This is a genomic window from Salinivibrio sp. ML198, assembly GCF_001996015.1.
Classification (GTDB): Bacteria; Pseudomonadota; Gammaproteobacteria; order Enterobacterales; family Vibrionaceae; genus Salinivibrio; species Salinivibrio siamensis.
In genome coordinates, this window is the sequence record NZ_MUEZ01000001.1 from 183,704 (window position 1) to 202,087 (window position 18,384).

General features: G+C 49.2%; 15 protein-coding genes. 9 read left to right on the plus strand and 6 right to left on the minus strand.

Annotated features, from left to right (window positions below; all coding sequences use genetic code 11):
- The first annotated feature begins 161 nt into the window (after positions 1 to 161).
- The 4 genes from BZG25_RS00775 (at position 162) to arfB (ending at position 3,973) form a co-directional block, all read left to right on the plus strand.
- Positions 162 to 644 carry a DUF3015 domain-containing protein gene (locus tag BZG25_RS00775; RefSeq protein WP_077578440.1) on the plus strand — a complete coding sequence of 161 codons (483 nt, stop codon included), beginning with the start codon at positions 162 to 164 and terminating at the stop codon, positions 642 to 644.
- 104 nt (positions 645 to 748) lie between these two features.
- Positions 749 to 2,617, plus strand: coding sequence for a DUF4105 domain-containing protein (locus BZG25_RS00780; protein ID WP_077578441.1), 1,869 nt, complete (start codon positions 749 to 751; stop codon positions 2,615 to 2,617).
- 152 nt (positions 2,618 to 2,769) lie between these two features.
- Positions 2,770 to 3,465, plus strand: a complete 696-nt coding sequence (locus BZG25_RS00785) for a pirin family protein (RefSeq protein ID WP_077578442.1) — start codon at positions 2,770 to 2,772, stop codon at positions 3,463 to 3,465.
- A gap of 94 nt (positions 3,466 to 3,559) precedes the next feature.
- Positions 3,560 to 3,973 (plus strand): alternative ribosome rescue aminoacyl-tRNA hydrolase ArfB, encoded by a 414-nt coding sequence (gene arfB / locus BZG25_RS00790; protein ID WP_077520596.1) that lies wholly within the window; start codon positions 3,560 to 3,562, stop codon positions 3,971 to 3,973.
- Positions 3,974 to 4,134: 161 nt separating this feature from the next.
- On the opposite strand, the gene edd is transcribed toward arfB, so the two are convergent.
- Together edd and BZG25_RS00800 are read right to left on the minus strand one after the other, a co-directional pair.
- A complete protein-coding gene (gene edd / locus BZG25_RS00795) occupies positions 4,135 to 5,940 on the minus strand; it encodes a phosphogluconate dehydratase (RefSeq protein WP_077638360.1) in 1,806 nt (601 codons plus the stop codon).
- Entirely contained in the window at positions 5,940 to 6,461 is a 522-nt protein-coding gene (locus BZG25_RS00800; RefSeq protein ID WP_046075696.1) for a gluconokinase, read from the minus strand. The genes edd and BZG25_RS00800 overlap by 1 nt, the downstream gene beginning before the upstream one ends.
- A gap of 153 nt (positions 6,462 to 6,614) precedes the next feature.
- On the opposite strand from BZG25_RS00800, the gene BZG25_RS00805 reads away from it, so the two are divergent.
- From BZG25_RS00805 to BZG25_RS00820, 4 genes are all read left to right on the plus strand, one after another.
- Entirely contained in the window at positions 6,615 to 7,994 is a 1,380-nt protein-coding gene (locus BZG25_RS00805; protein ID WP_046075695.1) for a GntP family permease, read from the plus strand.
- A 10-nt stretch (positions 7,995 to 8,004) separates the two neighbouring features.
- Positions 8,005 to 8,613 (plus strand): bifunctional 4-hydroxy-2-oxoglutarate aldolase/2-dehydro-3-deoxy-phosphogluconate aldolase, encoded by a 609-nt coding sequence (locus tag BZG25_RS00810; RefSeq protein ID WP_046075694.1) that lies wholly within the window; start codon positions 8,005 to 8,007, stop codon positions 8,611 to 8,613.
- 156 nt (positions 8,614 to 8,769) lie between these two features.
- Positions 8,770 to 10,695: an ATP-dependent DNA helicase RecQ gene (locus tag BZG25_RS00815; protein ID WP_077638361.1), complete on the plus strand. Its 1,926-nt coding sequence runs from the start codon at positions 8,770 to 8,772 to the stop codon at positions 10,693 to 10,695.
- 225 nt (positions 10,696 to 10,920) lie between these two features.
- On the plus strand, positions 10,921 to 12,351 hold the full coding sequence (locus BZG25_RS00820; RefSeq protein ID WP_077578447.1) for a diguanylate cyclase: 1,431 nt from the start codon (positions 10,921 to 10,923) through the stop codon (positions 12,349 to 12,351).
- 73 nt (positions 12,352 to 12,424) lie between these two features.
- On the opposite strand, the gene BZG25_RS00825 is transcribed toward BZG25_RS00820, so the two are convergent.
- Positions 12,425 to 13,672, minus strand: coding sequence for an aromatic amino acid transport family protein (locus BZG25_RS00825; protein ID WP_046075692.1), 1,248 nt, complete (start codon positions 13,670 to 13,672; stop codon positions 12,425 to 12,427).
- A gap of 425 nt (positions 13,673 to 14,097) precedes the next feature.
- On the opposite strand from BZG25_RS00825, the gene rihA reads away from it, so the two are divergent.
- Positions 14,098 to 15,033, plus strand: coding sequence for a pyrimidine-specific ribonucleoside hydrolase RihA (gene rihA / locus BZG25_RS00830; protein ID WP_046076034.1), 936 nt, complete (start codon positions 14,098 to 14,100; stop codon positions 15,031 to 15,033).
- 86 nt (positions 15,034 to 15,119) lie between these two features.
- Here rihA and BZG25_RS00835 read toward each other — a convergent pair whose 3' ends face one another.
- From BZG25_RS00835 to BZG25_RS00845, 3 genes are all read right to left on the minus strand, one after another.
- Positions 15,120 to 16,703, minus strand: coding sequence for a S8 family peptidase (locus tag BZG25_RS00835; protein ID WP_046075691.1), 1,584 nt, complete (start codon positions 16,701 to 16,703; stop codon positions 15,120 to 15,122).
- Positions 16,704 to 17,074: 371 nt separating this feature from the next.
- The gene (locus BZG25_RS00840; RefSeq protein WP_077638362.1) at positions 17,075 to 17,578 is read right to left on the minus strand and encodes a hypothetical protein; all 504 of its coding nucleotides are present in this window, start codon (positions 17,576 to 17,578) and stop codon (positions 17,075 to 17,077) included.
- A gap of 266 nt (positions 17,579 to 17,844) precedes the next feature.
- Complete coding sequence (locus BZG25_RS00845) at positions 17,845 to 18,291, minus strand: immunity protein YezG family protein (RefSeq protein ID WP_158010247.1); 447 nt, start codon at positions 18,289 to 18,291, stop codon at positions 17,845 to 17,847.
- Between the last annotated feature and the right edge of the window lie 93 nt (positions 18,292 to 18,384).

An 18,384-nucleotide genomic window follows, 5' to 3' on the forward strand; every position in this document is an offset into this window, starting at 1 on the left:
GACTAACCCCAAGTTTTATAGGGTGTAGTTGAAATTATACAAAACAGTCAATAGAATCGTCAGACCAAGTTTTTGGCATCGCTCTGTCTAATATTCTCACAGTTGAGAAAAGGATGGGGAAGAAACGCCGAATGCCAACATTTTCAATCAAAAGGATTACCATGAAAAAACTAATTGCAATCGCTGCTCTTGCAACTCTTCCTCTATCAGGCGCTGCAATGGCAGACTCTGATATCGGTTGTGGTCTGGGTACAATGGTATTTGATGGCCAACAAGGCAAAGTTTACAAAGTTCTCGGCGCCACCACTAACGGTACTTCAGGTAACCAAACCTTTGGTATCACCTTTGGTACTCTGGGCTGTGACGGTACAGGCACCATTGATTCACAGCAGAAACTGGCTATGTTCATCGACGGAAATATGGACAATCTAGCTCGTGATATCGCACGTGGTGAAGGGGAAACCTTGGCAACGCTTTCTGAAGTATGGGGCATCAAAGATGCAGACAAAGCAGCATTTAACGATGTTGCAAAGCAAAACTTTGCGTCAATCGTGACCTCAGAGCAAGTAACTTCACAGGAAGTACTTACCAACCTAAACACGGTTGTGGCTCAAAATGAGCAGCTTGCAGCGTATAAAATCTAAGTGATGTAACGCTAATAACATCCTCTCCAGCTTGGTTAGGATAGAGTACGAAAGTGCCCTACTCGGGCACTTTCATGTTTTCATATATAACTCGTTGTACTGATATGAGACTTCTCAACGCTTTCTCCTCTCTATCGTCCCCTATTAGTCTCATTATTCTCTGTTTGTTTAGCGCGCCTACTTTTGCCGAGAAAAGTGACTTTGATATTCCTAATTTAGCTAAGCACGCGTATTGGCTTAAACTTGGCCACTATTTACCTCAAACATTTTCTGGTTATGAGAGTACGATCGATTCTCAAACCTTCTTCCTTTCTCCTCACGGAAAAACGGAGCCAAAACAAGAGCTCAAGGCGACCATTGACGCGCTTTATCATGCCGACACTGCTGTGGCACAAGCTACACGGTGCCGTTATCCTGCACGATATACGTGGCTCGAATCTCAAGCAGGGCGCACTGCCACACTCGATTGTCCCGAACTTGAACGCTGGAAAAAGGTGCTTGATCCTGAAGCCATGACGCTGGTGTTCCCGACAGCATTTATGAATAACCCGTCATCCATGTTCGGCCATACCCTGCTACGCATTGATGCCAAGGATCAGACCAGAAACAAAGAATTAGTCGCCTTCGCCGTCAACTTTGCTGCCGAGCCAAACGAAAGTGATAACGCTGCTTTGTATGCCGCAAAAGGCCTGTTTGGCGCCTATCCGGGACAGTTTACCGTCATGCCTTATTACCGTAAGGTACGAGAGTACAATGACATTGAGTCTCGCGATATTTGGGAGTATGCCCTTAACCTCTCCGAACAAGAGGTTAACCGGGTACTCCTGCACTTATGGGAAATGCAGCGCGCAACATTCGATTACTACTTTCTCGATGAAAACTGCTCATACCAACTACTTGCCTTGCTACAGCTGGCCCGCGAAGAGCTGCGATTAGTCAGTGACTTTCCTTTTCAAGCGATTCCTTCAGATACGGTTAAAACGCTCGCCAATAATGATTTGATTGAAACGCCCAACTTCCGGGCGTCATTTGGCACCCGGTTGTTAAACATGTCGCAGCAGACGTCTCCAATCGTGTTTGAAGCAGCACAAAAAGCCAAAAATGGCGATTTTCCTGACCACAAACAATATAGTGCGGAGCAGCTGGCAGCTATTTATGAATTTGCGTACGAATGGCTCAATTTTGATTTCTATGATCAAGGGCTGCCTAGAGACCCTTATGCACAGCGTCTCACTAAGCTACTTGCATTACGGAGCCAAGTTAGCGCCGTCTCTCCATTTGAACCCGTCGCTAATACCAGTGTCGCACCGGACAAAGGACACGGCTCTACACGCGTAGGAATTGGCGCAAGGGCATCAAAGCATCGCCCAGATGCGTTAACACTCGAATGGCGCGCGGCTTATCATGATTTACTGGATCCTCAAGATGGCTTTGTCCCCGGCGCACAAATCAGTTTTGTCGATGTGGCAATGAGTCATGATGAAGACGGCAAGACACAGATAGATAAGCTCTATCTGATCGATGCCATGACAATCGCCCCGAAAAAGCCGGTTTTTTCTAGCCTGTCGTGGAATATCCGCGCGGGCTTTGATCGCCTACCTACTGCGCGAGAGCCATCCAGTCGTTGGTTTGCGCAAGGCGGCATCGGTCAGTCTTGGGGCGAGGCCGATGGTCTCCATGCTTACGCTCTGTGGTCCACGGCACTCTCACATGGCGATGCCAGTGATGACCAGCTAAATATTGCAACAGGGATTGAATCTGGCTTGCTTTGGCAGCTTGCTGATGACCACCGCCTCGGTTTACAAGCCCAATCTCTCCCCCTACTTAATCGTGATTCGCTGTCACATTCACAAGTGGATATGACATGGAACTGGCGTGTTACTTCGGATTGGTCTATCCGCAGTAAAGCACGCTATCAGCATTGGGAGAGCGAAGAGATGAGTGGCCATATTACTAACTACTTTTATTTCTAGCTTCATCGCTTACCATTGTCCTCATTGTCGTTCTATTTTTTAGAACAAGATGCTCAATCATACGCCGTGTTCGCACGGCGTTTTTGTTTCTACACTGCAGCTATTGTTCAGCGTCACCGCTGTTCAACATCGAATCAGTGAGGAGAAGCATTATGATTACCGTCCGTCATGCCAGCGATCGCGGTCAGGCCAACTTTGGCTGGCTACAAAGCCGCCATACTTTTTCATTTGGTAGCTATTACGATCCTCATCATATGGGTTTCTCTGCACTGCGTGTGATCAATGATGATATCGTCTCGCCCGCCGCAGGCTTTGATACCCACGGACACCGTGATATGGAAATCATCAGTCTGGTGCTGGAAGGGGAAATAGAGCACAAAGACAGTCAAGGCAACCGACAAACCCTACCGGCTGGCGAGTTCCAACTGATGTCGGCTGGGCGCGGTATTTATCATAGCGAGTATAATGCCTCATCAACCCAAGCCTTGCGCTTTCTACAAATTTGGATTGAGCCCAATGAGCAAGGCGGGGAGCCGGGTTATCAGCAAAAAGATTTTGGTAAGCAGGCTGGCTTTACCGTCATCGCGACCCCAACCGGAGAAAATGGCACCTTACGCATCAAACAAGATGCGCGTTTGCTACAGCTGATTCTACCGCCCAGTGAATCGGTTACCTTGCCTTTGGAGGCAGGACGCCATGCCTATGTACATCAAGTCGCGGGCCCGCTCGACGTTGAAACGACATCTCTGGCTCCAGGCGATGGCGCAAAGATTGAAGATATCCATCACGTAACCTTTAGCAATAAGGGCAACGAAACCAGCCAAGCACTGGTGTTTGATCTCCCCTAACGCGCAGATTCAGCCACTCTGGCCTGCCGGTCTATTTGCGCCGCAGGCCTTAGTCTGTGTACACTGCGCCCTTTCTTCATGCATGAGAGGTTGAATGCTCACTCTATCGAATAAGGTGGCAATTCCCGACAATGAGATTGAGCTCACGGCCATCCGCGCCGCAGGGAAAGGCGGGCAAAACGTCAACAAAGTATCGAGCGCCATTCATCTGCGCTTTGACATCCAAGCCTCGTCACTGCCTGATGCGTACAAAGCCCGATTAATGGCTCTGTCTGATTCGCGCATCTCCAAAGAGGGCGTCGTAGTCATAAAAGCGCAAAACTACCGCACCCAAGAGCTAAACCGAGAAGACGCGCTAGAGCGCTTACAGGCGTTGATCAAAGGCGCGATGGTAGAGCAGAAAAAACGTAAACCCACCAAACCTACCAAGGCCTCACAACGACGCCGCGTGGATGCTAAAAAACGTAAGAGCCAAACTAAAGCCCTGCGTGGAAAGGTCGCCCCTTAGCGCCTCACATTCCACGGCTAAGTCCAGGCGTTTACGAAACCATCATCTCGCTTGCTGTATCACAACCGGTAGTGTGCTGCCCTCACTATTTCGCCAAGTATTAGCCCATTTATGTGACATAACGCATCAACGAAATACACCGTGCGATGACACACTATGGCTTATGCACGCGGTGAAGGAAATAAATACGTCGCCCCCTCATCAGCGCGTGACACCTGCTGACGCGCCGCAGCAAACAAATCACGGCCCCATGTATTGGTCGCTTGGGGCGGTTCTGTCACAGGACGCAGGGATAAGTCAGCATGACAGGTCAATACGCCAGCATTGGCATCCAATGTGATCAGATCGCCATCTTTAATAACGGCCAGCGCACCGCCATGCATGGCTTCTGGACAGACGTGCAAAGCGGCAGGAACCTTACCTGACGCCCCCGATAACCGTCCATCTGTCACTAGAGCAACCTGATATCCCATCTTTTGCACATTACCAAGAATAGGCATGAGTTTATGAAGCTCTGGCATGCCATTAGCGGCTGGGCCATTGAAACGTACCACCACAACCACGTCTTGGTTGAACTCCCCTCTTTGATAGGCCTGCTCAACCTGGTGCTGACAGTCAAACACTCGCGCAGGCGCGCAAACCACGCGATGTGCGGGAGCCACCGCGGAGACTTTGATCACCGCGTTGCCCATATTGCCAGAGAGCATGCGTAATCCACTGGTTGAGCTGAAATGCGAGCCGGAAGCCGCTATAACCCCTGTGTCGGTTGATGGTGCGGCAGGTTCCCAAACAAGCTGCCCCTGGTCTAATCGTGGTGTGGTCAATTGATCGCTAAATTGGCCGACGGCAGGTAAGGTATCGTCATGTAATAACCCAAGCGCATGTAAGTGCACCATCAACGTTGGGACGCCTCCAGCGGCTTCAAAAGCATTAATATCAGCCGGGCCGTTAGGATACATTCGAGTCAGTAACGGAACCACATGGGACAATGTATCAATATCTTCCCACGTCAGGATGATCCCTGCTGCTCGCGCCATGGCCACCAAATGGATGGTATGGTTGGTGCTGCCGCCTGAAGCCAGCAACGCGACCACACCATTGATGACGCTTTTTTCCGTCACCACATCGCAGAGTGGTCGGTAAGTCGCACTTCCCGCACACTGGGATGCTAACGCTGTCGCCGCATAACAAGTCAACGCGTGGCGCAACGCCGAGTTCGGGGCGACAAACGCGGCGCCGGGGAGGATTAACCCCATAGCTTCAAGCACCAGTTGATTGGTGTTAGCCGTGCCGTAGAAGGTGCAGGTCCCCGGACTGTGATAGGCCTGACATTCCATCGCCAATAATGCCTCTTTACCGACGTCACCGGCTGCATACGCTTGACGTACCGCCACTTTTTCCTCGTTGGTTGTACCTGTGGACATCGGGCCAGAGGGCACAAATAAAGTCGGTAAGTGCGCATAGGCAAGTGCGCCCATCAGTTGCCCCGGTGCAATTTTATCGCATACGCCAAGCAACAGTGTGGCATCGTAGACATTATGGCTTAACGATATCGCAGTCGCCTGCGCAATCACATCACGTGAAAACAACGACATCTCCATCCCCGGCTGACCTTGCGTCACCCCATCACACATCGCGGGCACACAGCCTGCCACTTGCGCCGTATGGCCCAAAGGCTGCAGAGCAGCTTTGATCTGATCGGGATAGTCAGCATAGGGCGCATGCGCGCTAAGCATATCGTTATAAGCGCTGATAATTGCCACATTGGCGGTGGTCATATCCAGCATGTGCTGTTTATCTTGCTGGCACGATGCGGCCACCGCATGTGCGATATTGCCACAAGACAAGCTTGCACGCGTCTTTCCCATATCGGCTTGTCTCTGAGTTTGGCGTAAAAACGCGGTGCGCGCAGACTCGCTGCGTTGGCGTAGCTCTTTAGTCACCGCTTCAACGTTAGAGTGCACCATCAAGCCACCTCTTGCTGACGAGTAATGAGACACGCTGCGTATTTTGTTAAGGATTCGATGTCTCGGTTGATATCAACAGAAATCACGTCTGATTCAATCCCCGTCGGTTTTTCTAAAGCGGCAAATTGACTGTCAAGCATTTCGGTTCTCATGAAGTGGCCTTTACGCGCTCGCATACGTTCAAGAATTAACTCATAGCTACCATCTAGAAAAAGAAAAGTGACGCTCTTATTTCCCTCACGAAGCCTATCTCGGTATTGACGTCGAAGCGCAGAGCAAACGATGACACCGAATTCGTTTTTTTGCTCCAAACTAAACGCGACATCACGGAGCCGTTCGAGCCAAGGCTCTCGATCTCTATCATTGAGAGGCTGTCCCAATGCCATTTTCTCGATATTTGCGCGTGGGTGTAAATCATCACCATCGATAAACTTGGCGTCTAAGCGCTGTGCCAATTTCACGCCTAGCGTACTTTTTCCAGAACCACTCACGCCCATCACAATCACACTACCAATTGCCATACCAACTCCTTAGCGAGATTTTAACCAGATCTCATTTTTGGTCATGCATTTAATAATTGTCTTTATCTTAGTGTGGTTACCGGTAACATGTTACCGGTAACTTTTAACTTTGTGACGTTTGACACAAAACATCTTAGTCGGAAGAGGTGAGCCATGGAACTACTCGCACAAAGCCCTGAGCCAACGACTCTGCTCTTGATAGCACTGGGCGCTATCGCATTGTTATTACTACTAATAATGAAACTTAAGGTACATGCTTTTGCATCGCTGACGTTGGTCAGCTTGGCCACTGCACTCACCACCGGAATCCCGATCGATAACGTGGTGCCAACCATGATGACAGGGTTTGGCAATACCCTCGCATCAGTTGCCTTACTCGTCGGGCTGGGTGCCATGATAGGCAAAATTCTCGAAGTCACCGGCGGTGCGAATGTCTTGGCCGATACGCTGATCGCTCGGTTTGGCGAAGCACGTGCCCCATTAGCACTCGGTATTGCTTCTTTGCTCTTTGGCTTTCCTATCTTTTTCGACGCGGGGCTGATTGTAATGATGCCCATCATGTTTAGCGTCGCAAAACGCTTGGGTGGCTCACCGATAAAATACGCCTTGCCGGTCGCGGGGGCGTTTGCAGTTATGCATACCTTTGTCCCCCCTCATCCCGGTCCCGTTGCAGCCTCAGATTTACTCGGCGCAGACATGGGCTTGCTCTTAGTCGTTGGGCTTCTGGTTTCGTTTCCTACTTGGTATTTGGGTAGCTACTTATTCGGACTGTATGCAGGCAAGAGGTTCAACATTCCGCTCGCAAAGGCTTTTTTAAACACTGAAGTCATGTTTAAAAGCAAAAAGGATTACCCTGCCTTTTCAACTGTGTTGATGATTTTACTGCTCCCTGTACTGCTCATTTTCCTCGATACGGGTCTGAACGCACTCAGTGTGGCTGGCATGGTCAACGGTGAACATCAATGGGTCGGCTTCTTGCGTATGCTGGGTAAAACACCCGTTGCACTGCTGATCACCCTATTAACTTGCTTGTTGGTCTTTGGCCAAAAACTGGGCAAAAGTAAAATGGAAAAACTGTGTACCGATTCGTTAGCGCCAATTTGTGCCGTCATTTTGGTCACTGGCGCGGGCGGCATGTTTGGTGGCGTCTTGCGCGCGAGCGGTATCGGTCAAGCACTCGCCACCATGCTGTCAGACACGGGCATGCCGATAATATTGGCCGCATTTGTTATTGCTACCTGCTTGCGCGTTGCACAAGGCTCTGCCACCGTTGCTCTCACCACCACGGCCGCACTTATCGCGCCCACCGTATCGCATACTGTGGGTTTATCCCAACTGGATGTGTGCTTTATTGTCATCGCGATTGCTGGTGGGGCGACCGTTTTATCGCATTTCAACGACTCGGGCTTTTGGTTGGTATCGCGCCTACTCGAAATGGATGAAAAAACCACACTTAAAACTTGGACTGTGATGGAAACCCTGCTCGGGACCATTGCGTTTGTTATCGTAGCGCTATTAAGCGTTTTACTGTAAGGGAACCCCCATGACTGAACTGAATCAACGCCTTAAGGCAATTCGCATCGTGCCAGTGATTGCGATTAATAATGCGGATGATGCTGTGCCGCTAGCAAAAACCTTGGTCGATAACGGCCTACCGTGCGCTGAAATTACCTTTCGCACTGACGCGGCCGCCCGTGCTATCCGTCTCATGCGCGATGCCTATCCCGATATGCTGATTGGTGCCGGCACGGTACTCACTGCAACCCAAGTCGACGCCGCAATTGACGCAGGCGCCGATTTTATTGTCAGCCCTGGGCTTAACCCAACCACAGTAAAACATTGCCAGCAACGCGGCATTCCTATCATCCCTGGGATCAACAACCCCAGCTTAGTCGAGCAAGCCATGGAGCTGGGGCTGGATACGTTGAAGTTTTTTCCTGCCGAAGCTTCAGGCGGCATTGCGATGTTAAAAGCATTATCTGCCGTGTATCCCGTGAGTTTTATGCCAACCGGCGGCGTGAGTGAGGCGAACGTAAGCGATTATCTCGCATTACCTTCGGTGCTTGCATGTGGTGGCACTTGGATGGTCCCTGCCAAGTTGATTGACGCGCGCAACTGGGATCACATCGCAGCATTAGTTAAGGCGTTGTAATGGTTGTCACCTCAAGCAAGGACATCTTTTCCGCTTGAAAAAGATGCTGGAGTCGCTCGCACTCGTCATCGCTTGTGCTTGCAACGCCAACGTGTCACCGATACCGTCTCTTCTCGATTTATAAAAAACGCTGGGTTAAAAACGGGGAGAGGCGGTATGTTGACCAAGGCACTTGAGCACGTTTTTGGGTTTTCATCATTTCGTGCAGGACAAGAGTCGGTGATTTCTCAGATAATGCAAGGGGAGTCGGCCTGTGCGATTTTTCCTACCGGTGCAGGTAAGTCATTGTGCTATCAACTACCAGCCACGCAACTGCCCAACTTAACCCTAGTGATTTCACCTTTGCTAGCATTAATGCATGATCAAATCGCCTTTATGCGCCGTAAAGGTATTGCCGCCGCTACCATTGATTCCACACAGACTCCCGAGCAAACTAAACAAGTGATGGAGCAGATCCGTCGCGGCGATATCAAAGTCCTGATGATTTCGGTCGAGCGGTTAAACAACGAACGCTTTCGCCAATTTATTACCCCTATCCCGATCTCTTTATTGGTCATAGATGAAGCACATTGTATCTCTGAGTGGGGACATAATTTTCGCCCCGATTACCTCAAACTCCCCGCTTATCGACAGCAATTAAATATTCCTCAGGTATTGCTTCTCACCGCTACTGCGACACCCGCGGTTGTCGAGGACATGCAAAAAAAATTCGCGATCCCAGCAAGTAACACGACATTAACCGGGTTTTATCGCTCCAACCTTTACCTGAATGTGGTCGCCGTGGAAGAGGATCAAAAACGGCAAGCGCTGGTTGAGCAGTTGCAGCCTGCTCCCCTCTTACCAACTGTCATTTATGTCACCCAGCAGCAAACCGCCGAGGATGTCGCCCAGTGGCTACAAACCCAGCATATCCCCGCGACGGCTTACCATGCCGGTATGAGTCACGATACGCGTGTATCAATACAAGAAGCCTTTATGGCGGGCCGATCACCATGTATTGTCGCGACCATCGCCTTTGGTATGGGGGTCGACAAGGCTGATATCCGACGTGTCATCCATTTTGATTTGCCTAAATCGATCGAGAACTATAGCCAAGAGATTGGCCGCGCGGGACGAGATGGCCACCAGGCAACGTGCACTGTGCTCGCCAACCAATCAAGCCTGAATGTACTGGAAAATTTTATCTACGGCGATACGCCAGACAAAACGGCGATCCAGGGGCTACTGGAAGAAATAAAACAAGCCGGTCAACAATGGGAAGTCATGCTACACAGTCTATCACGGACGTATAATATACGGCTTTTGCCGCTTAAAACCTTGCTGGTTTATTTAGAAATGGCCGGTGTAATCACCAGCCAATACAGTTATTTTGCCGATGTGAAGTTCCAATCCGTTGAGTCACCAGAAACCATTACGGCTAAATTTCAGGGTGAGCGGCGCGAATTTGTCGCCCAACTATTTACGTGCGCGGTCAAAGCTAAAACCTGGTACAAGATGGATTTCCAACAACTGTGGCAACGCTTTGGGGCAGAGAGAAAGCGCGCGTTAGCGGCACTGGACTATTTTCACGAGCAAGGTTGGATATCACTTGCCACCCAACAGGCCACGCAAGTCTTTTCGGTCAGTCCCCATGAGATTGATGTTCAAGCGCAGGCTGAACAATTACATAACCTTTTTGCTAAAAAGGAAGAGAGCGAACTGGCCCGCATCAACCAATTACTGGCTTTATTGGCCTCTTCAACCTGTATTAGCCAGCGCCTTGCCGACTACTTTGGCGATCACGCGGCGCCAACTACTTGTGGCCATTGTTCGGTATGCCAAGGACATATTGCTCAGCTACCCCCACGCCCTGAATTACCCGCGATCGATGTGCAGGCATTATCATCATGGTGCCAGCACTTCGCCGCCGCTTGCGATGCCACGCCAAGTCACGCGGCAACGACACGTTTTTTACTCGGGCTGTCTTCACCGCTTCATACCAAAATCAAGGCGAAGACAATACCTGGTTTTGGCGCACTTGCGTCGTATCCGTTTCAAACGGTCAACGCTCGCGTGCTCGCTGAGCACGGTGCCAAACAATAACGGATAACAATGCGGCGCATCCAGCTTAGCAACGCTCGGAGCGCCACCTCATGCCGCTGGCATTGCCACAATCGGGTGTATCATCACGAACGCACTACCCTCTCAGTTTTGCGGAAAAAGTGACATTTATCCCCAGCTGCCAATGTTTTGTTCATATACTGGTAGTAATGGTCGCATGCATTGCGCGCCATCATTTCTAGCCATTGCCAGATTCAAGGGTTGTTTATGCGGCATTCTGGGGTGTTATATGTGGTGACTCGTATCATCGTTGTGGTTCTGAGCATTGGCGTCCTCTTGACCATCACGCTGAGTGTTGACGCTGAGCAAAACCAACAGTCCAAGCCACAAAGCCCTGTTTTAAAAGTGGCGAACTCGCATGCTTGGCGACCATTTTCCTATCTTGACCGCAATCAAGAGCCAAAAGGGATCCTAATTGATTTTTGGAAAGAATTTGGCAAACGTAACGGCTATCAAATTGAATTTGTGCTAACTGATTGGCAACAATCGATTGATGCTGTGCGAAGCGGTCAAGCCGATGTTCACGCAGGCTTACTTCGCTCACCAGAACGGTTAGCGTTTATGGATTTCGGCACCCCACTTTTTAGCATCGATACGCAAGTGTTCTTCAGCCAAACTCTCACGGGCGTATCGGCAGATTATGTGTTAGCGGGCGACACCGACCACGCAGTCGGTGTTGTGCAAGGCGGGTACGAAGAAGAGTTTATGAGAACCGAATTTCCAGACGTAACGCTACAGCTCTTCCCGAATAACCAAGCCATGCTTGATGCAGCGTTATCTGCAGACATCCAAGCATTCGTCGCCGATCTGCAAGTCGCCAATTATCACCTTTATACCACCACTAACCAAAATTTGTTTATACCCGTCAGGCACCTCTATACAGAAATGTTATATGCCGGTTTTGCGAAAGGGAAGACGGCATTACTCAATCAAGTTGATAATAAATTTGCTTGGCTCGACGATGAAACCAAGCGGCGGCTATTAAATCGCTGGGTATATTACGATGTCGAGACCGTCTATCCCGCGTATTTGTTACCAACGCTAATCGCCTTTGGTGTGATAGTGGGCATCAGCTATATCTTTTTACTGAAAAGAACGGTTAAACAGAAGACGCATGCGCTGCAAGCAGCCAATGACTTACTGCAAGCGCAAGCGATTACTGACTCTCTCACTCATCTTCACAACCGACGTTATTTCTATCAGTGCCTATATAGCCAAATGCGCGAAGTCAAGGGAATAACCCTGATGGTGTTCGATATTGATGACTTCAAAGCCTTTAACGATGGGTTCGGCCACGCACATGGCGACGAAGTGCTTTGCTTTGTCGCTCAAACAGCGCGGAGTCTATTACCCAATGACGCCGTGGTGGCAAGGATCGGGGGAGAGGAGTTTGCCGTGCTGCAGTATTTTTCTACCGCTGAGCGTGCCGTGGCGCAAGGCAAACTGCTGTGCAACGAGATATCAAGACAAAGCCTTGCACTATTTAATCATCCATCTATGCCCGTCACAGTGAGTTTGGGCGTGGCTTACTACCCAAATGGTATGCCTCACAGTGAAATTGTTGATGCCGATAAAGCCATGTATCAAGCTAAAAAGCAGGGTAAGAACTGCGCCGTTTTGCACGAGATAAGCCAGTGAGAGCGGGCTTACGACATTGCAACATACAAAAAAGCGCCGCGAGGGCGCTTTCATGCAAGATGATATTGTTTACTTAACCCATCAGGTTATAAAGCAACGCTGAAATCGCCAGCATACCTGTCACAAAGATAAAGTAAGTACCCGCTTTGCCGCGATACTGCGACAGCGCTTTGACTTTGTAGGCCGCAACCGTTGGCATAATAAATAAGATCATCGCAATCACAGGCCCAGACAATGCGCCCATCATATCGAGGATGCTGGGGTTAATCACCGCACACCACCAAATAGCAAAAAACATCACCACCACGCCGAGCTTATCGGCCTTTTTATAAGTGAGTTTGCTATGTTTGGTGACCAGGCCGTTCAGACTTTCGCGTGCACCGAGGAAATGCCCCAAGAACGATGATGTGATAGCAATAAAGGCGACCAAAGGCCCTAAGGTGCCAATAAATGGATTTTGGGTGACATTAGCAAGGTATGAGAGCACAGACACATTTTGCGCCTTCGCTTCCGCCATTTGTGCCGGGGTGAGCGTCAACACGCACGAGAAAACAAACAGGAGTACAAAGGCAACTAACATCACGCCCGCGCGTTTAAGAATTTGCTCTGACTTGCCTTGGGCATCATCACCATAGTGACGGCGCTGAATGTTGGCAAAGCTAGAAATCGCCGCCGCATGGCTGAACGAGAAAATCACTACTGGCACGGCGAGCCATAGATTCATGCCCAGTTCTCCCATCCCGGGCATAGCGAGGTTCGGTGCTTGCCATGATGGTATTAGGTAAAAAGACAAAAACGCCAAGATAGCAACCAGCGGATAAACCATCGCCGCAAATGCACGCAGCATCAGGCGCTCGCCCCCCATCATGATCGCAATCATACCTGCGACTAGCACACCAGACAGCATGACACGGTTTGGCGACGCCCACCCGAGTTGATTAACCAAAAAGCTATCAACTGTATTAGTCAGCCCAACGCCATATATCAACAAAATGGGGAAAATAGAAAGAAAATACAGCACGGAGATCAAACGGCCTGCATGGCTGCCGAAGTGTTCGGCAACCACATCGGTGAAATCGGCATCTTTGTGGCGAGACGACAACACAAAGCGCGCTAAGCCTCGGTGAGCCATAAACGTCATCGGAAACGCCAGTACGGCCATAATCATGAGTGGCCAAAAGCCCCCCATCCCGAGATTAATGGGAAGGAACAGGATCCCGGCCCCCACCGCTGTACCGAACAAGCTGAGTGCCCAATGGGTATCATGTTGGGTCCAGCGGTGCGATACACTTTTTGAGGAGATATCTATAGTCTGGTTCACGTCAAACTCTCTTAGTTATAATATTTTGAGCGGTTGCATAGTAGCGAGTTCAACTTAAAGTATCACATAAATGTAATAGATATATGTCCTAATTGTTTTGTTAAATACTTGTCATATAATCTAGGTTAAAATCTAAAAAGCAGTTTATAACTCTATTAATACCATAAATTTTCAACATAAACCTCCAAATTATCAAGCAAAGACAGATTGATTGAATTGTTTGCAAAATAATGCAACAACCACATTTTCGCTCGCAACATGTTGACAATGTGTAACAACTCATCTCTCAGTTTTTGATGATAAATTATTCACCTGTTACATTTCGCTCGCGTGAGCAATTAGCGAGGACGATCACACGCTGCAAGTGGCAAGGCGTTTATCCTGTGCTGACCGACGTGTTCTCCAACTCCGCGATAGGCCAGCTTATGCGTGAACCCATTATTATCGACTGCGATCCCGGCCATGACGATGCCATTGCACTGGTGATGGCTTGTGCACTCCCCCAGCTTGATATCAAAGCAGTCACCACCAGTGCCGGAAATCAAACCCCAGATAAAACCCTTTACAACGCCAGACGCATTTTGACTTTGTTGCAACAAACACACATCCCTATCGCGGGTGGCGCACATAAACCACTCACCCGTGAGCTCATTATTGCTGATAATGTTCACGGTGAGTCGGGCTTGGATGGTCCTGCGCTGCCAGAGCCCACGATGGACGCCCATCCTGATAATGCCGTTAACCTAATGGCCAGTGTACTTCAAGACGCTGACCAGCCTATTACCTTGGTCGCGACTGGCCCTTTAACCAACGTGGCTTTACTCCTGGCCGCCTACCCGGATTTAACCAACCGGATTAAGCAGATTGTGCTGATGGGAGGCGGTGTGACCTTGGGCAATTGGACACCAGCAGCCGAGTTTAATATTTATGTCGACCCAGAAGCCGCTGATCGCGTGTTTCGCGCTGGGATCCCAATCACCATGTTTGGATTAGATGTTACCCACCAAGCGTTAGTCAAAGATGAAGATGTGGCTTCCATCCGTGGCATCGATAATCCCGTGGCACAGACAGTTGCGGGTTGGCTTGATTTCTTTATGCGCTATCACCGCGATCCCAAGTGGCGCTTAGACGGCTCACCGCTGCACGATCCCTGCACCATCGCGTGGCTGGTGATGCCCGAGCTCTTCGAGTGTGAATCACTATGGGTGGGTGTCGAGACACAAGGGACGTTAACCACTGGAATGACGGTCGTCGACCGCTATCACGTCACGGGCAATCTCGCCAATACCGAGGTGGCAATGGCCGTCGATCGAAAGGGCTTTATCAACTTGCTATACGATTGCTTGCGCCAATACCACTAAAAAGCGCGGCTTTGTGCCGCGCTTTATCGTCATCTTGGGTCATAAAACGGTTTCGGTCATAACGCGACCGCCTTAGCGACAGTGCATTAGTATCGCGCTGTCACACTGACACCGTTAAAAGCAGTGTAACCATTAAGCATCACGTGATAGCGACCGTTTTGTGTGCTTTGTACCGTACACACTTCACTATTGCCGTAGTTGTATGGACGGCAGTCCCAGCTATTTAAAGTTGGTTTCGCCCCATAGCGTACGTACAAATCTGCATCGCCTGAGCCCCCGCTGATATTGACCGTTAGACGTTGCCCCGCGTCAACATCAACGTAAAAGAATCGCTGCGTACCTTGTGCCCCAGAAATACCCGTGACTGGCTGGCCATTTTTGAGCTCATTTTTTGGCCCTGGCGTTGGGTCACAATCAGGCTCACAACTGCTATCCGCTTGGCTATAGAGCAGTTTGTTAACCGAACCACGAGGATCACTGATTTTATTTACGCTAGCACGGTTGCTAATTAAGCTCTCGACTTGTGCTGGCGATAGGCTATTGTTTTCTTGTAAATACAAGGCCGCAACACCGGCAACATGAGGTGTCGCCATTGACGTGCCACTGATGGTGCGATAACCACCGTCATACCAGGCAGATTTGATTTGCGAGCCTGGTGCAAATACATCAAGACAGCTGCCCCAGTTGGAGAAACTTGAGCGGCTATCGCTGCTTGTTGTTGAACCCACGGTGACGCCACTTGGCTCACGGGCCGGCGAGCTGTTACACGCATCGGCATTGGAATTGCCAGCCGCCAGCATAAAGCTCACACCCGATTGCACCGCACTGGCAACCGCACGATCCAGTGCTGTAGACACACCACCACCTAAGCTCATGTTTGCCACCGATGGTCCACTGGCATTGGCAGCCACCCAATCAACCCCGCCAATCACACCGGACGTTGAGCCCGAACCACTACAGCTCAGCACTCTCACCCCAACAATGTCGACATTTTTAGCGACGCCATATTGGCTACCACCGATAGTGCCGGCCACATGGGTGCCGTGACCGTTACAGTCCGACGCGTCATTATCGTTATCAACAAAATCATAGCCAGAGCGAGCACGACCACCAAACTCTACATGTGACGTTGTCACACCTGTATCAATGACGTACGCCGTCACACCTGTGCCATCAAAATTGGTACTGTAATTGTTATCCAAAGGCAGGTTACGTTGGTCAATGCGATCCAACCCCCAAACTGGATTACTCTGGTTGGCGTTTGGGGTGATTACCGGGTCCAAGGAAATCGTCTTATCTTGCTCGATAAAGTCCACTTGCTCGTCCATACGCAACGCGCGCAGTTGCTCTGGCGTCAATTTGGCTACAAAGCCACTCAGCGAGCGATCAAACACTTTCTCAACTTTAACCGCGTGTTGGTTGACCATGCTTGAAACGGTCTGCTGAGTGAAGGTTTGTAGCGCTTGTGGATCGTCGCTGAGCGTCATCGGTTGTTTGAATACCACAATGTATTGGTCTTCAATCCCCTGCTTGTCTGACGCGACAACGAGTGGCGCTAGCGTTTGCTGCTGAGAGATCGCTTGTTTACCCTCTTCCTGTTTTGCGAGCGCTGCAGGCGATGCAGCGACTAATGCTGATGCAATACAGCAGCTAAGTACATGCTTTAACATATTGTATTCCTTACAATGGTTAAACGTATCAAAAATTAATTGCCTACAAATAACAACAAGCACGTTTATAAAGCTATGCATCAACAGCAGTTTTTTCCGCAGAGAAAATCGCTTTATTTATCCAACCTACCAGCATTATTTACTATTGCATCAGCAGCATCAATTTTAACTTTTTGTTTACAAAGTGTTTATGTAGGCCATCTGTGAGCACTTAACACTTTTTTACTAAAAATGATTGATGAACAGTTCTTTGATGCTGCTCACAGCTAAAATGAAAGTGAATTAACACATGCAGTTAGAGAGTGAGATTGATTGGCATAAAAAAGCCAGTGACAGAGCACTGGCCGGTAAGATACTCGGTGTTCAACCTATTAACTTGGCTGCTCATGCACCAACACGCCGCCTTCAAGCGCCCCAACTAATACATTCGGAACGTCGGCTTCATCAGAGGTAACAGCAATACGCGTGCCCGGCCCAATCGCTGAGATAGGGGCTGCCATCATCAAAGAGCCACGCTCCCCTTCATCAACAAGCTTCCACGATGGCGCGGCTGCCGCATGATCATTGGCATATAGCCGACACTTGTTTCTGTCAGGTTCAATTAAACAGTCCAGGCCATACTCAATGTCGTCATAAAAAAACGACCACTGATAATAACCCGCATTGACGCTGCAAGGGGTTTTGATAAAACTCAACGCCTCTGCGTTATCTTGGGTTAAGGTAATAAAGCGCTGTGCATCTGGCACCATCGCTAAATACCCCAGTGATTTGCCATTGGCATCGGTGACCGCGAGCTTTACCTCTTGTTCAACCATCGCGCGCTCATGATCGCCAATGTCTGGCAACATGGAATCGGGTTGTACTGAAAACGCCATTGTGTCGCTCCTTTGGTTGCTTCGCACCACTCTTAACAGTTATGTAACAACCAAAGATATAGATCAATTTCTCGGAAAAGTTTAGTGATACCCTGTATTCATCTAGCAACATCGCTGAGCCGTGAAGCACGCAAACATACCTTAACGTTTTGACTGATATAAAAATTAAAGGCTCGTGGTAAGCGCATACCGGTCACTCATGCGGATAGACTTACAAACCTATTTGAGCGGTGTTCTAGCACTCTCACCTCACGGGTTCAAAAGACTCACTGAGCTCGACGCTCTTCCCAAAGCTCTTCAGGCACGCTGTACCTGTCAGCTTCCTCCTCGGTTAGCGAACTTATCCCCCTCATATACAGACCAGTCCAAGTATCACTTTCCTCAATATAAGCAAAGTCTATATTCAACTTCCCTTCGGTTGTAACAGTGACTTTGCAATGAGTCCAACGTTCTTGAGAAAAAATCGGATGCTGTTGAAGAAACTTTAATTGTTTACCAATCAAATACGTTACTTCGTTGATTTGGCTGTCGTCAAAATCAGGGCTCGCTTCACTTCCGTTAGAATTTATCCATGAATAACAGTATTCTCTAAAAGTATCGAAAACCTGACAGTAGAAATACGCTTCTAATGCATCTTCAGGAAAAACCGACCAAATAAGGCTTCCAATTTCCTGGTAAATTTCTTGTGGGTCTTTTACTTCATTCTCACTCACTATATCACATCTTCTAAACAATATTTTTATCTTTATATTTTTAATAGCAACAACCTCTAAACCATAAAATTATTTCAATCGATACAGCACAGG

Bases quoted from the DNA above. Each gene is read 5' to 3' on its own strand.
- arfB (WP_077520596.1), top strand. From the start codon at position 3,560: ATGCTCACTCTATCGAATAAGGTGGCAATTCCCGACAATGAGATTGAG.
- BZG25_RS00820 (WP_077578447.1), top strand. From the start codon at position 10,921: ATGCGGCATTCTGGGGTGTTATATGTGGTGACTCGTATCATCGTTGTG.
- BZG25_RS00810 (WP_046075694.1), top strand. From the start codon at position 8,005: ATGACTGAACTGAATCAACGCCTTAAGGCAATTCGCATCGTGCCAGTG.
- BZG25_RS00805 (WP_046075695.1), top strand. From the start codon at position 6,615: ATGGAACTACTCGCACAAAGCCCTGAGCCAACGACTCTGCTCTTGATA.
- BZG25_RS00785 (WP_077578442.1), top strand. From the start codon at position 2,770: ATGATTACCGTCCGTCATGCCAGCGATCGCGGTCAGGCCAACTTTGGC.
- BZG25_RS00775 (WP_077578440.1), top strand. From the start codon at position 162: ATGAAAAAACTAATTGCAATCGCTGCTCTTGCAACTCTTCCTCTATCA.
- BZG25_RS00840 (WP_077638362.1), bottom strand. From the start codon at position 17,578: ATGGCGTTTTCAGTACAACCCGATTCCATGTTGCCAGACATTGGCGAT.
- BZG25_RS00815 (WP_077638361.1), top strand. From the start codon at position 8,770: ATGTTGACCAAGGCACTTGAGCACGTTTTTGGGTTTTCATCATTTCGT.
- edd (WP_077638360.1), bottom strand. From the start codon at position 5,940: ATGGTGCACTCTAACGTTGAAGCGGTGACTAAAGAGCTACGCCAACGC.
- BZG25_RS00800 (WP_046075696.1), bottom strand. From the start codon at position 6,461: ATGGCAATTGGTAGTGTGATTGTGATGGGCGTGAGTGGTTCTGGAAAA.
- BZG25_RS00780 (WP_077578441.1), top strand. From the start codon at position 749: ATGAGACTTCTCAACGCTTTCTCCTCTCTATCGTCCCCTATTAGTCTC.
- BZG25_RS00835 (WP_046075691.1), bottom strand. From the start codon at position 16,703: ATGTTAAAGCATGTACTTAGCTGCTGTATTGCATCAGCATTAGTCGCT.
- rihA (WP_046076034.1), top strand. From the start codon at position 14,098: ATGCGTGAACCCATTATTATCGACTGCGATCCCGGCCATGACGATGCC.